General features: G+C 63.6%; 17 protein-coding genes. 14 read left to right on the forward strand and 3 right to left on the reverse strand.

Translation table 11 applies throughout. The annotated features are described in order from the left end of the window. Positions 1-101 precede the first annotated feature (101 nt). From GPICK_RS04100 to GPICK_RS04110, 3 genes are all read left to right on the forward strand, one after another. On the forward strand, positions 102-2,015 hold the full coding sequence (locus tag GPICK_RS04100; protein WP_039740737.1) for a SpoIIE family protein phosphatase: 1,914 nt from the start codon (positions 102-104) through the stop codon (positions 2,013-2,015). Between the two features lie 101 nt (positions 2,016-2,116). Beyond that, positions 2,117-3,253, forward strand: a complete 1,137-nt coding sequence (gene hpnI / locus GPICK_RS04105) for a bacteriohopanetetrol glucosamine biosynthesis glycosyltransferase HpnI (protein WP_039740738.1) — start codon at positions 2,117-2,119, stop codon at positions 3,251-3,253. Between the two features lie 348 nt (positions 3,254-3,601). After that, positions 3,602-4,261: an HAD family hydrolase gene (locus GPICK_RS04110; RefSeq protein ID WP_052263271.1), complete on the forward strand. Its 660-nt coding sequence runs from the start codon at positions 3,602-3,604 to the stop codon at positions 4,259-4,261. Here the strand turns inward: GPICK_RS04110 and GPICK_RS04115 are convergent. Both GPICK_RS04115 and GPICK_RS04120 read right to left on the reverse strand, forming a co-directional pair. Next, on the reverse strand, positions 4,230-4,424 hold the full coding sequence (locus GPICK_RS04115; RefSeq protein WP_039745270.1) for a DUF6485 family protein: 195 nt from the start codon (positions 4,422-4,424) through the stop codon (positions 4,230-4,232). The genes GPICK_RS04110 and GPICK_RS04115 overlap by 32 nt on opposite strands. Before the next feature lie 18 nt (positions 4,425-4,442). Then, positions 4,443-4,817, reverse strand: coding sequence for a sll1863 family stress response protein (locus GPICK_RS04120; RefSeq protein ID WP_039740739.1), 375 nt, complete (start codon positions 4,815-4,817; stop codon positions 4,443-4,445). Positions 4,818-5,201: 384 nt separating this feature from the next. Between GPICK_RS04120 and GPICK_RS04125 the strand changes: the two genes are divergently transcribed. From GPICK_RS04125 to GPICK_RS04145, 5 genes are all read left to right on the forward strand, one after another. Then, complete coding sequence (locus GPICK_RS04125; RefSeq protein WP_039740740.1) at positions 5,202-7,421, forward strand: sensor histidine kinase; 2,220 nt, start codon at positions 5,202-5,204, stop codon at positions 7,419-7,421. Between the two features lie 16 nt (positions 7,422-7,437). After that, positions 7,438-7,908 carry a PaaI family thioesterase gene (locus tag GPICK_RS04130; protein WP_236685643.1) on the forward strand — a complete coding sequence of 157 codons (471 nt, stop codon included), beginning with the start codon at positions 7,438-7,440 and terminating at the stop codon, positions 7,906-7,908. Beyond that, positions 7,898-8,137: a hypothetical protein gene (locus GPICK_RS04135; protein ID WP_052263272.1), complete on the forward strand. Its 240-nt coding sequence runs from the start codon at positions 7,898-7,900 to the stop codon at positions 8,135-8,137. Before GPICK_RS04130 ends, GPICK_RS04135 begins: the two co-directional genes overlap by 11 nt. Beyond that, on the forward strand, positions 8,134-8,499 hold the full coding sequence (locus GPICK_RS04140) for a translation initiation factor Sui1 (RefSeq protein WP_039740741.1): 366 nt from the start codon (positions 8,134-8,136) through the stop codon (positions 8,497-8,499). The genes GPICK_RS04135 and GPICK_RS04140 overlap by 4 nt, the downstream gene beginning before the upstream one ends. 71 nt (positions 8,500-8,570) lie before the next feature. Next, entirely contained in the window at positions 8,571-9,152 is a 582-nt protein-coding gene (locus GPICK_RS04145) for an LOG family protein (RefSeq protein WP_039740742.1), read from the forward strand. 12 nt (positions 9,153-9,164) lie between these two features. On the opposite strand, the gene GPICK_RS04150 is transcribed toward GPICK_RS04145, so the two are convergent. Continuing rightward, entirely contained in the window at positions 9,165-9,791 is a 627-nt protein-coding gene (locus GPICK_RS04150) for a LysE/ArgO family amino acid transporter (RefSeq protein ID WP_039740743.1), read from the reverse strand. 387 nt (positions 9,792-10,178) lie between these two features. On the opposite strand from GPICK_RS04150, the gene GPICK_RS17245 reads away from it, so the two are divergent. From GPICK_RS17245 to GPICK_RS04180, 6 genes are all read left to right on the forward strand, one after another. Then, positions 10,179-11,015 (forward strand): hypothetical protein, encoded by an 837-nt coding sequence (locus tag GPICK_RS17245; protein ID WP_144400038.1) that lies wholly within the window; start codon positions 10,179-10,181, stop codon positions 11,013-11,015. A 111-nt stretch (positions 11,016-11,126) separates the two neighbouring features. Then, positions 11,127-11,414, forward strand: coding sequence for a BrnT family toxin (locus tag GPICK_RS04160; protein WP_039740746.1), 288 nt, complete (start codon positions 11,127-11,129; stop codon positions 11,412-11,414). Further along, positions 11,407-11,745, forward strand: a complete 339-nt coding sequence (locus tag GPICK_RS04165) for a hypothetical protein (RefSeq protein WP_039740747.1) — start codon at positions 11,407-11,409, stop codon at positions 11,743-11,745. Before GPICK_RS04160 ends, GPICK_RS04165 begins: the two co-directional genes overlap by 8 nt. Before the next feature lie 52 nt (positions 11,746-11,797). Next, complete coding sequence (locus GPICK_RS04170; protein ID WP_039740749.1) at positions 11,798-12,121, forward strand: YbjQ family protein; 324 nt, start codon at positions 11,798-11,800, stop codon at positions 12,119-12,121. A gap of 4 nt (positions 12,122-12,125) precedes the next feature. Beyond that, the gene (locus GPICK_RS04175) at positions 12,126-12,404 is read left to right on the forward strand and encodes a hypothetical protein (protein WP_052263273.1); all 279 of its coding nucleotides are present in this window, start codon (positions 12,126-12,128) and stop codon (positions 12,402-12,404) included. A 113-nt stretch (positions 12,405-12,517) separates the two neighbouring features. Next, positions 12,518-13,270 carry an acyl-[acyl-carrier-protein] thioesterase gene (locus tag GPICK_RS04180; RefSeq protein ID WP_039740751.1) on the forward strand — a complete coding sequence of 251 codons (753 nt, stop codon included), beginning with the start codon at positions 12,518-12,520 and terminating at the stop codon, positions 13,268-13,270. Positions 13,271-13,372: the final 102 nt, after the last annotated feature.

The following is a 13,372-nucleotide window of genomic DNA, read 5'->3' on the forward strand; positions in this document are numbered from 1 at the left end:
TTGTGGCCGCCTGCCGCCGTAGTACAATAGACCTGAATCCGGCACCTGCCGACTCCTGAGAGAACGAGCCACCCCGCCGGCGCCACCGCCAAGGAAACACCATGGGAATTCCACTCCGCACCCTGATCATAGAAGACTCCGAAGACGATGCCTTCCTCCTCCTGCGGGAGCTTGCCAAGGGGGGATACGACGTCGATTCGCTCCGCGTGGAGAATAGCGACGAGATGCGGCGGGCGATGGCTCACCGTCCGTGGGACATTGCCCTCTCCGACTACGTCCTTCCCCGGTTCAGCGGCCTCGAGGCACTGAAGCTCTGGCGCGACAGCGGGCTCGACCTCCCCTTCATCGTCATATCGGGGAACATCGGGGAGGAGACCGCCGTGGAGGCCATGAAGGCCGGGGCCGACGACTACTTCGTGAAGGGGAACATCTCCCGGCTCGTCCCCGCCATCCGGCGCGAACTGAAGGAGGCAGAAAACCGGCGGCAGAAGCGGGAGGCGGAGGAGGCGCTGCTCCGGAGCGAGCTTCGCTACCGGCGCCTCGTGGAGGCGGTCACCGACTACCTCTACACGGTGGAGGTCCGGGACGGGAGCGTGGCGGGAACCTACCACGGCCACGGCTGCACGGCGGTGACCGGCTTCACCCCCGAGGAGTACGAGGCCGACCCCTTCCTCTGGTACCGGATGATCTACGACGAGGACCGGGAGACGGTGATCGACCAGGCCCGGCGGCTCCAGGCGGGAGAGGACATCCCCTCGCTGGAACACCGGATCATCCACCGGGACGGGTCGGTCCGGTGGGTGCGCAACACCATCGTCCCCCGGCACGACGAGGAGGGGCGGCTCGTGGCCTACGACGGCCTCGTCTCCGACATCACCGGCCGGAAGGTGGCCGAAGAGGAGATGCGTCTGCGGGGAGCTGCACTTGCCGCCGCGGCCAACGCCATCGTCATCAGCGACCAGGAGGGGAGGGTGATCTGGGCGAACCCCGCCTTCACCACCCTCACCGGCTACACCCTCGACGAGGTGCGGGGGAAAGGTCTGAGCATCCTCAACTCGGGGGTGCACGAGAACGGCTTCTACCGCGAACTCTGGGAGACCATCAAGGGGGGGAGGGTCTGGCGGGGGGAGATGATCAACCGCCGCAAGGACGGCTCCCTCTACACCGAAGAGCAGACCATCACCCCCGTGGCCGACGGGGACGGGGCGGTCCGCCGCTTCGTGGCCATCAAGGAGGACGTGACCGAGCGCAAGCGGGCCCAGGAGGCGCTTCTGGAGAACGCCCGGATGAGCGGCGACATGGATGTCGCCTGCCAGATCCAGCGGGCGCTCCTGCCGGCGGAGCCGCCCCAGGTGCCGGGGGTCCGCTGCGCCGGGAAATGGCTGCCGGCGGCCCACGTGGGGGGGGACTACTACGACTTCTTCCCGCGGGAGGACGGCTCCCTTGACGTGGTCATCGCCGACGTCTCGGGCCACAGCGTCGGCGCCGCCCTCATCATGACCGAGGCCCGCAGCGTCATCCGCGCCCAGGCCCGCTCCGGCGGCTCGCCCGCCGCCATCGTCGACTCCCTCAACGAGCTGCTCTACGACGACCTGAGCCGGGCCGAGCTCTTCATCACCATGTTCTACGCCTCCTACGCCCCGACCACCCGCACCCTCACCTTCGCCAGCGCCGGCCACAACCCGCCGCTCCTCTACCAGCGCGACACGGGGGAATTCCGGGAGCTGGACGCCGAGGGGCTGATCCTCGGGGTGAGCCAGGGGGTCGTCTTCGAAGAGCGCCAGGTGGAGCTTGCCCCGGGGGACGTGGTGCTCCTCTACACCGACGGGATCACCGAGGCCCAGGACGAAACGGGGGAATTCTTCGGCGTCTCCCGGCTCTGCAGCGCCCTCCACGACCATCGGGACGACGGCCTTGAGGGGCTCATGGGGGCGGTGCTCGCCCGGCTCGCCGGCTTCACCCGCCTGAGCTCCCTCGGCGACGACGTCTGCATGGTGCTCCTCAAGCCGGTCTAAGGGAGAAAGCCGTTGCAAACTCCCCCCGAACGGGGGTAAATAGCCGTGCCTTCCGCTCCGCTGCGGTGGCCACGAACCGCACCCGGAAGGTAGCCCGCCGCATGCTCAACCAGTTTCTGCCGTTTCTCGCCGTCACTCCCCCCCTTGCCTACGGGGTCATCTCCCTGGCCTGCGCCCGTTCCTGGTTCGGCCGGCGCCGCCCCGCCCCGGGCTGCACCCCCGCCGTCACCATCCTCAAGCCGGTGAAGGGAGTGGACGCCGGGAGCCTCGAAAATTTCGCCTCCTTCTGCCGCCAGGAGTACCCCGCCCCGGTGCAGGTCGTCTTTGCCTGCGCCGGGGCCGACGACCCGGTGATCCCGGTGATCCGCCGCCTCATGGCCGACTTCCCCGCCGCCGACATCGAGCTGGTGGTGGACGGCGCCATCCACGGCCCCAACTACAAGGTCTCCAACCTCATCAACGCCTTTCCCCGGGCGAAGCACGACCTGATCATCGTCTGCGACAGCGACATCCGCGTCTCCCCCGATTTCCTGCGGGAGGTGGCCGCCCCCTTCGCCGACCCGCAGGTGGGGCTCGTCACCTCCCTCTACCGGAGCCCCGGCGTGCGGGGCGCGGCCACGGCCCTGGAGGCCATGGGGTTCACGGTGGAGATGGTCCCCAACGTGATGGTGGCGCTGAAGCTCGAAGGGCTCTCCTTCGCCCTGGGGGCCGCCATGACCGTGCGGCGGGGGGCCCTGGCCGCCATCGGCGGCTTCCCCGCCCTGGTCGACTACCTGGCCGACGACTACCAGCTCGGCAACAAGATCCACCGGGCCGGATGGCGGCTGGAGCTCTCCGACTGCTTCGTGGAGAGCGTCATGCACCGGGAGGATCTCGCCGCCGTTCTCTCCCGCCAGCTCCGCTGGTGCCGGACCATGCGGGTCTCCCGCCCCGGCGGCTACCTCGGCTCCGGCATCACCCAGCCGTTCCCGATGGCCTGCCTCGCGCTCATCCTCTCCGGCTTCTCCGCCGCCGGGTGGGGGGCGGCGCTCCTCCTCTACCTCGTCCGGGCGCTTGTGGTCCTTCTCTTCAGCCGCCGCTTCATCGGGGACGGCATCTTCCCCCGCTGGCTCTGGCTCCTGCCGCTGCGCGACGCCTTCGCCTTCGCCACCTGGGCCCTCTCCTTCGCGGGGGACCGCGTCCGCTGGCGGGGGCACCTCTTCCGGCTTCTCCCCGGCGGGAAAATCGTGGAACTCTGATTCAGCCGTGTCGCATTTCCCACCACTGGTGCCCGGAGGGGGTGGAGTTCTCGCGCAGAAGCGATCCCCGCAAGAAACCACCTTCGGCATGAGCGAAGGGAAGGCCTTGGAAATTGCTGATTACCTGCCACGAAGAGCGGCTGGTGACGCTGGATCGGTTCGGAGCGGGGACTTCGCTCCCTCCAGTAACCAGGCACGGACGCAAGGTGAATAGCGCCGCCGGCCGGCGGCGGTTCCCTTTCGGCTATTTTTCGGCTTCTGTTCAGCCCGGGCTCTCTGTTACGATGGATGTCACACAGGAGGGGCGCCGGCGCAGGAGGAAGAGGCCCGGCGTCAGGGGGAGCGGTGATGGAAGAGGGGGAGGTTGCGCAGATTCTGGCCCGGGATTACTGGGTGTTCGACCTGGACGGAACCCTGACGGTGCCGGTGCACGACTTCGCCGCCATCAGGGCCGCCCTCGGGATTCCCGACGGCGTGGACATCCTCGGGCATATCGATGGGCTGCCGCCGGAGGAGGCGAAACGCCTCCACGGGGAGCTGGACGCCATAGAGGAGGAACTCGCCGGCCGCGCCGAGGCTGCCGCCGGCGCTGTGCGGCTTGTGAAGGCGCTCCGCGGCCGCGGCAATCGGCTCGGAATCGTCACCCGCAACACGAAGCGGATCGCCCTCCGGGTGCTGGAGGCCATCGGCGTGGGAGAGCACTTCGCGCCGGAGCATGTCCTCGGCCGCCACGACGTCCTCCCCAAGCCCGACCCGGCGGGGCTCGCCCGGCTCGGCGCCGGCTGGGGCATCTCCGGCCGGGCGATGGTGATGGTGGGGGACTACCTCTTCGATCTCCAGAGCGGCCGCGCCGCCGGCACCGCCACCGTTCACGTCGACCGGACGGGAGCCTTCCGCTGGCCCGAGCTGGCCGACATCGCCGTCTCCAGCCTCGACGAACTGGCGGACCGGCTTCCCGGCGCCGGTCCGGCCACCCCTAGAATCCCCGGTCCTTGGCGAATCTCCTGAGGGAGCGGTCGTAGGTCCGCTCCCCTTCCGGGGAGAAAAAGCAGCCGGGGATCTCGTCCCGCTGGCGGTGGAAGGTGATGCATTTGCAGCAGTTTCCCCGCTTGTCGCAGGTGACGTAGGTGCAGCTGCAGTGGTCGGTGGAGCGGGTCGATACGCATTCCATGGTTTTCATTCCTCTCCGTTATCTGAATCGTTCCTTCGCTTTTTCGTAGGCCTTCTGGAGTTCGTCGAGGGAGGCCTCCGCCCCCCGTTTCATCTCCTGCCACGCCTGCCCGCCGGAAGACTTCAGCCCCCGAAGCCGCTCCCGGAGTACCTTCTGCTTCTCCCGCAGCTCCTGCATCTCCCGCGTGACCGCTTCGCCGGCCTCCGCCTTCGATTCCTTCAGCTTCTTTTCCAGTTCGTCGAGCTTCCTGCCGATCTCCGAGCTCCTGCGTTCCAGCTCCCCCGGTGCCGGCTCCTGCTGTGCCGGTGGCTCCTCCGCGGCGGAACTCCGGGCCGCCGTGAGGGGAGATGCCGCGACGAGCGCGGCGGCAGCGATGATGACAAGCCGTTTCATGGTGCACTCCTTTGCACGGGGCGGGGCGGTCTGCCGGCCGCCCGCAGCGGTTTTTCTGCGGATACTATAAAAGGAGGAGGCACCCGATGCAAACGCAAAAAGTGAATACAGAGCCCCCCGGCGTGTGGTAGAAACAGAGGTGGCGAAAGGAGATGGCGGCGATGGTGCCCTGGCGCCCCGCGGGGGATTTTGCGCCTGCCGGAGGTCGCCACCTTCTCTGTCGGAGCGGGGAGTGCCCCGGCGGCCTGATGCCAAGGGGAACGGGTTGCGGTATACTGGATTCGCCTCACTCGTGCGTTCGGAGTGATGACCCGGTCCACTGACCCGAGGGAGGAGAAGGTCCCTGATGGCGGACAACCGTGCCTTCAAAGCGGGAGCCGATTGATGAAGCAACTCAGCCTCAAAACACGCATGGCGCTGGTGGTGACCCTCTTTTTCCTCTGCTTTGGGTGTGTGGCTGGTTTTCTTGCCCTTGCCTATTTTGAGCAGAAATTCAAGGAGACCATCTTCACCCAGCAGGCTTCGCTGGTCGCCTCCCTCGCCAGTGACCTCGACAAGAACCTCTCCTTTGCCCAGAGTTCCCTTGCCGCCTTTGCCCCGATGCTGACGCCGGAAGCGCTCCGGGATCCGGATGTTGCCCAGAAGGTTCTGGACGAGAAGACCACCCTCCATCTGATCTTTGATATCCTCTTCATCTTCGCGCCCGACGGCAGGCTTATCGTCGAGAGCCCTTACCTGAGCGGGAGGCGCGGGGGGGACTATTCCTACCGGGAGTATTTCAGGAAGACCGTTGCGACCGGGATGCCCCAAATCAGTGATCCCTACCGTTCCACCCATGTTACGGGGCGCCCCGCCGTCATGCTGACCCATCCGCTCTACGATGCCCGCGGGAAACTGATGGCGATCCTTGCCGGAAACATCGATCTGGCGGGAAACAACTTTCTGACGGACGTGGGGCGCCTGTCCATCGGAAAGAGCGGATACGCATATTTGTGTGCAGAGAACCGGACCCTGATCATGCACCCCGACCGGTCGCGCATCATGGAACATGTCCCGGTCGGCCAGAACCTGCTGCTGGACAGGGCGTTCGGCGGCTTCGAAGGAAGCGGGGAAACGGTGACCACCAAGGGGAGGGCGGTCCTCTCCTCGGTCAAGCACCTGCGCACCGTCGGCTGGCTGCTGGCCATCAGCTATCCCCTCCATGAGGCCTACGCCCCCCTCTCCCGGGCGCGGGCCTATGTCGTGAGCGCCCTGACCTTGGGGATCCTGCTGATGCTGCTCCTCAGCTGGTACGCCATGCAGCGACTGATGTCCCCCCTCTCCCGCCTCACCCGGCACATCGAGACCCTCTCCCCCGGCGGGGAGGCCCGGGAGCCGCTGCCGGTGGAGACGGGCGACAAGATCGGCACCCTCGCCACCGCCTTCAACGCCATGATGGCCACCATTCACGAGAAGCGGGAGTCGCTGCAGGAGGCGCTGCGGCAGGCGGAGGAGGAACGGGCCAAGACCGATGCGATCATCGCCGCCCTGGGGGACGGGCTCAGCATCCAGGGGCGGGATTTCCGGATCCTCTACCAGAACCAGGAGCACCGGCGGCTCTTCGGCGGGAGCTACCTCGGACGCTATTGCTACGAAGTGTACCGCCAGCGCGACCACGTCTGCAGGGAGTGCCCCGTGGCCCGCTGTTTCGCCGACGGCCAGGTTCACCGGATGGAGTACCGGAACCCGCCGGGAGCGGTGGCGGAGTATCTGGAGATCACCGTTTCGCCCCTGCGGGACGCCGCCGGCGAGACCTTCGCCGTCATCGAACTGGTGAGGGATGTCACCGCGCGGAAACGGGCGGAGGAGCAGGTGCAGAGGCTCAATGCCGAGCTGGAGCAGCGGGTCCGGGAGCGGACCGAGGAGCTGCAGCACTCCCTCCGGGAGATGGAGACCTTCTGCTATGCGGTTTCCCACGACCTGCGCACCCCCCTGCGGGGGATCCACGGTTTCAGCTCCCTCCTCCAGCAGGAGTACGGCGACCGGCTCGACGAGGGGGGGAGGGAATACCTCCAGCGGATCGCCGGCGCCGCGGGACGGATGGGAGAGCTCATCGACGACCTGCTGGAGCTCTCCCGCGTCACCCGGGACGAACTGCGCCGGGAGCCGGTGGATCTCTCCACCATGGCGACGGAGATTGCCGACGAGCTCCGGCTGAGCCAGCCGGAACGCACGGTGGCGTTCACCATCGAACCGGGTCTGGCGGCCGTCGGCGATCCGTCCCTGCTGAGGGGGGTCATGGCAAACCTCATCTACAACGCCTGGAAGTTCAGCTCCCGCACCCCCCATGCCCGGATCGAGGTCGGCTCCCGCGTCGACGGGGGGGAGCGACTCTTCTTCGTGCGCGACAACGGCGTCGGCTTCGACATGCGGTACGCGGACAAGCTCTTCCTCCCCTTCCATCGCCTCCACGCGGCCGAGGGGTTCGAGGGGACCGGCATCGGGCTGGCCGCGGTTCAGCGCATCATCGAGCGCCACGGCGGCACAATCCGGGGGGAAGGGAAACCGGGAGAGGGGGCGACGTTCTCCTTCACCCTCGGCACCGGCGCCCCACCCCCGGCATAACCTGCGGAGGAGAACCATGCAACCGGCAACCATGGAATCGGCCAACGAGATCCCGCTCCTGAAGAAGCTCGGGATCCGGCTGGCGGAGATCGGCGACCGCCACGCGACGATGGAGCTCGAAGTGGACGAGAGCCACGGAAACTACCTGGGGGGCGCCCACGGCGGGCTCATCGCCACCCTCATCGACACCGTCTGCTTCTTTCCCCGGCCGCTCCTGCCGTCGGGTCGCCTGGTCACCACCACCAACCTGAACGTCGCCTACATCCGGCCGGCGGGGGTGGGAGACCGCCTCATCGCCCGCTCGGAGCTTCTCCACCTGGGGCGGCGGACCGCAAGCCTCACCGCCCGCGTGACCGACGGGGGGGGCGGCTCGTGGCCCACGGGTCGGTCTCGCTCCTGGTGCTGGATGAGCCGGGGGCCCGGTGACGGCGGTCCGCCGCCCCTCCCCGAGAAATACCATTCCCGAAAGGATGACCATGTTCCGTAAGCTGCTCGCATCGCCGGCGATGCTCCCCCTCTCCCTCGCCCTGGGGGTGGCGCCATTTTTCCCCGAACCCCACATCGTCGAGAAGTGCCGGATGCTCATGGCCGGCACCCTCCGCCGCCCACTGGACATCTTCGACCTCGTCCTTCACGCCTCCGCCCTGAGCTATTTCGGCTACCGCGCGGGGCGGGAACTCGGCTCCCTCCTGCTCAAGAGAAGGGAGGGGAGATGAAAAAGGGTGTTTCCTCCGACGCCCCCCTCGTCTGGTCGTCGGAGCACGGCCGGATCTGCCCCGGCTGCGGGAAACCTGCGGCGGCCTGCGCCTGCGCCAGGAAGCCGGCGCGGCCGGCGGTGGATGGCATCGTCCGGGTCCGGCGCGAGACCAAGGGGCGCGGCGGCAAGACGGTGACGGTGGTCGCCGGCGTCCCCCGCGACGACGGCGGCATCAGGGAGCTGGCCGGCGAACTGAAGCGCCGCTGCGGCACCGGCGGGACGGTGAAGGATGGCGAAATCGAGATCCAGGGCGATCACCGGGACCTGATCGTTGCCGAGCTGGAGAAGCGCGGCTACACGGTGAAGCGGGCCGGGGGATGAGCAATGCGGCTCCTCTTCCCGGAGAGAAGGGATGGGTGGCCGCTGTCGGTTATGGAAAGAGGAGGAATTCGGTGAAACGACTCTGTGTCTTCTGCGGATCGAGCCCCGGGGCCAACGGCGCCTACCGGGAGGCGGCGGAGGGGCTTGGCCGGCTCCTGGCCCGGGAGGGGATCGGCCTCGTCTACGGCGGGGCCAGCGTCGGGCTCATGGGGGCCGTGGCCGACGCGGCCCTGGCGGCGGGGGGCGAGGTGACCGGCGTCATCCCCCGGGCTCTGGAGGAAAAGGAGATCGCCCATCCGGGGCTCACGGCGCTCCATGTGGTCGGCTCCATGCACGAGCGCAAGGCCCTCATGGCCGAGCTCTCCCACGGCTTCATCGCCCTCCCCGGCGGGATGGGGACCTTCGAGGAATTCTTCGAGGTGCTCACCTGGGGCCAGCTCGGGATGCACCACAAGCCGTGCGGCCTCCTCAACGTCGCCGGCTACTACGACCGGCTGGCCGCCTTCCTGGACCACACCGTGGCCGAGCGGTTCGTGAAGGGGGAGCACCGGGAGATGATCATCGTCGAAGCGGACCCGGCGCGGCTTCTGGAGCGCTTCCGCTCCTACCGGTCGCCGGCGGCCAAGAAGTGGCTCGACCGGGAGAGCCTCTGAACCCCCGATTCATCATCGCATCCAGACCAGATTGGCGGCGATTCCCCACATGGTGCACCCCACCAGCAGATCGAGCGCGCGCCAGGCGGCTGGTCTGCGGAAGAGCGGCGCCAGCACGCGGGCCCCGTAGCCGATGCCGTAGAACCAGACCAGCGACGCCGCCATGGCCCCCACGGTGAAGAGCGCGCGGGAGTGCCCCGAAAACTGCCCCGCCAGGCTGCCGAGGAGGAGCACCGTGTCGAGGTAGACGTGGGGATTGAGGAGGCTCAACGCCAGGGTGGTGAGGATGATGCGGGAGCGGCCGTCGAAGGGGCGGCCGTCGTCAGCGGCCTCCATTCCTCCCGGCCGGAGCGCGGCATGGAACGAGCGGAGCCCGTAGGCGAAGAGAAACGCCGCCCCGCCCCAGAGGGTAAGCCCCATGAGGTTCGGCGACGCCGCCACCAGCGTGCCGAACCCTCCGGCGCCGAGGCCGATGAGCACCGCGTCGCAGAGAAAACAGACGGTGCAGACCGCGAAGACGTACTCGCGCTTCAGCCCCTGCCGGAGCACAAAGGCGTTCTGGCTGCCGATGGCGACGATCAGGCTGGCGCCGAGGCCGAAGCCGCTCAGAAGCGGCGCGAAAACAGGCTGATTTGGCATGATTGGAAGCCCCCGTGTACTGCTCGTCATTTATAGCGGAGCGGGCTTCTCCGTGCAAGGTGCTCTTGGAGGATGGTGTCGTTGCCCGATCAGCGCAGTCAGCGCACGGGCGGTAATCGTTCAATGGTAGTAGGGTTGAAAATGGTTAATAAGAACTTACTGCGATGGGCCAGAAGTGTTATACATCGGAGGAGTAGGCCGGGGGTGCGTGGAAGTCTGGATTCGATGCCGAATTTGCCTACTGAGTAATTGGAGTAATGGACTGGGTTTCCGATTTGTCAGTAGATGTTTCCGGGAGAAATGTTCCCATAAGGGAGATCACCGGTTCACGCGCGCGTGCGCGTGAACCGCTCAATAGCGAGTTGGCCGCTAAGAAAGGAATAATAGATGAGTTTCATACGAAAGAACTGGAAATTCGTAGTAACAACGATGATTTCTGTGTTGGCATTAGCTCCAGCTTGGCTAGTTATCTCGTCTAACAATAAGAAATCAGTATCATACGATATACAATCTGTATCTCCACTGGTATCAGAAGAACAATCAGATACTCATGGCTTGCAAGTGTTTTTTCAAGGGAACCAGGTAGCAAAACCTTACGTTTCAGTAATTAAAATTATAAATGATGGAGGAGTACCAATAGAGTCAAGAGATTTTGATGGTCCGATAGATATTGAATCTGGTGAAATTACAAATTTGTTAGCTGCATCTGTTATAGGCAAGCAACCTGATTCTATCAAGGCAAGAATAGAAATTAAAGGGAAAACCATATCATTTATGCCTACACTATTGAATCCTGAAGATGCAATAACAATTAAAATTATTACAGGTAATGCTAAGCCAGCATACAAAATAACAGGTAGGATATCTGGTATTAAAAACTTAAGCAAGTATGGCATGAAAGATCAGACAAAAGAAATATTAGCGTTTAGCATATTAACAGCTGGAGTATTCTTATTTGGAATTATTATGGCCATATTGATGGATGCTCACAGCGAAAGAGATAAATCTTTTAATATTTGCTTTATTCGGACTAGATCCCTATTCTTCATTGTCGCGCCTTGCCTAATTGGCATGTCTATTACCATAGGCCTTTTCCAGAAGAAATATAATTTAGGAAATTGGTATTTTTTCTTGATTATTATCGTTGCTTTTATTGCTGGGGAAATAGCATGTAACATACTAAAGTTACATGCAAAAATCAAATACGAACCAGTGGTAGAATAATTAGCATAGCTGGGCCAACAAAGCGCGACAGCGGCCAAGCCGCTGCGCTCTCACACGTTGTACGGAAATGAATGTGATGACAAAAGGCACACGTGAAGGTATGATGTCAATATGAAGCCTATCAATTGGAGCTCCGAAAAAAACCTGGCGCTCAAGGCTGAGCGGGGCATTTCCTTCGAGGAAGTGCTGGTAGCTGTTTCCCAAGGCGCGCTCCTTGATGTGGTCGAACATCCCAATAAAGAAAAGTACCCGAATCAGCGTATTTTTATCGTCCGCATTCGCGGCTACGCCTTCTTGGTTCCTTTTGTTGAAACGGATGGAGAAATCTTTCTGAAGACGGCCATTCCGAGTCGAAGCGCCACCAAGAGGTACATTTCAAAGGGGAAGAACGATGAGTAAGAAATTAAAAGCTGAAGAAAAAAATTACGAAGATGACATCCTGGAATCATATGAGGGCGGAGAGTGGAAGTCGGTGGCTAATCTTGACGACGAGATTGCCCGCTATGCTTCAAGTGCTGCAGCCACCCTCACCAAGGATAAACGAATAAACATCCGGCTCTCTTCTCGTGACCTCGAAGATATCCAAATGAGGGCTGCAGAGGAAGGTATGCCCTACCAGACACTTATTGCCAGTATCGTCCACAAATATGCCAGCGGCCGGCTCGTCGAGACCGCTTTACGTCCAACCAAGCAGTCAGCCGGTCGCGCAAAAAAACTGCGCGCCGGTTAGCTCTCCCCCTTGGACAAATGATCTGACAACTGAAAGTACCTGCGAGGATGAAATGATCATTACTACAACGGAGAATGTTACGGGTTACCGGGTTACTGAGGTGAAAGGGCAAGTATTCGGTGTAGTTGTTCGAAGCAGAGGCTTGGCAGGCAATATTTTGGCAGGGTTGCGATCAATATTTGGCGGTGAAATTACGGAATACACACAGCTCCTTGAAGAGGCCAGGCGACATGCCATTGACCGCATGGTAAAGAATGCCGCCTTGATGAATGCAAACGCCATCGTAATGATGCGTTTTGATTCGGCGGAAATTGGACAGACAATGAGTGAGATTGTTGCCTATGGCACTGCGGTGGTACTGGAAAAACAGGGTTGAATCCATGCTGAGAATATCGTTGCTGATTTGTGGACTTGGACTGACAGCGATCGGCATGTATCTCTGGATTCGGGATAAATGTGCCTTTCAGCCGTTTCTGATCTGGGGGGGCATTCTGGTGGTCGCGGTTCTTTTCGAACGGTGGCGTTACCGGCGTAACGAGCACAACCATGACCGGCCATGGCAATCAACGGGTGAGAAATTTGAAGACCCTGAAACCGGGCAAACTGTGGAAGTTCACTACGACCCGGTTACTGGAGAACGCCGCTACATGAAGAAATGAGAGAGCACGGACCGGGCAGGCCCTTGGACACCGATCCGGGCTGAGAAGCGCCACGTGCGGGGCACGCGCTCCGTCACTTGCTTCAAAACCTCCCCCCGCAGTCGGGATGTCAAATGGAACCAATCTACGAAAAAATCTTTCCCATCCGCTCCTATGAAGTGGACATGGAGGGGCGGGTGCGGCCGACGGCGCTTCTCAACTATCTCCAGGAGGTTGCGGGTGACCATGCGCGGCTCCTCGGGGTTTCGGTGCACGATCTGATGCGGTGCGGGCTCACGTGGGTCCTCTCCCGCACGCATCTGACGATCCTCGGTGCCGCATCCTCTCGCGACGAGCTGCGGGTGCGGAGCTGGCCGTCGAGCCGGGAAGGGCGCTTCACCTGCCGGGAGTTCGAGATGACCGCCGTGGATGGCCGTCCCGTCGCCCTCGCCACCTGTTCCTTCGCGGTGCTCGATCTCGCCACCCGCCGGCCGGTGGCCATCGACGAGCGCCTGCCGGTCTATCCCCTCCTGCCGCGCCGGGCGATCGATGACCGCTTCGCGACGCTCCCGCGCCTGTCCGGGCCGGCGGCGGAGCTTTCCTTCCGGGTGGGGAGGGGGGATCTGGACATGAACCGCCACCTGAATAACGTGGTCTACGCCGCCTGGGCCCTGGAGACGGTGCCGGCGGAGGTGGCAGAGGGGGTCCGCCTCGCCGACCTGGAGATCGCCTACCGGGCCGAGGCGCTCTACGGCGAGACGGTGGTTGCCCGCTGCCGGCAGGAGGCCGGCGGGGAGAGCCCCGTCTGCATCCACCAGATCGTGCGGACCGACGACGGGGTGGAGCTTGCCCGGCTGGTGAGCCGCTGGAGGATGGCAGCCCGGTAGGGGGCGGTGCCGCGGGGGGGAAGATCGGAGAGGGGAGGGCTGGCGACGGCTTTCCCCTTTTTGCGTTGTGCCGGGGGCGGTCAACCGGAAGGATGCCGGCGC

This window comes from Geobacter pickeringii (assembly GCF_000817955.1).
Classification (GTDB): domain Bacteria; phylum Desulfobacterota; class Desulfuromonadia; order Geobacterales; family Geobacteraceae; genus Geobacter; species Geobacter pickeringii.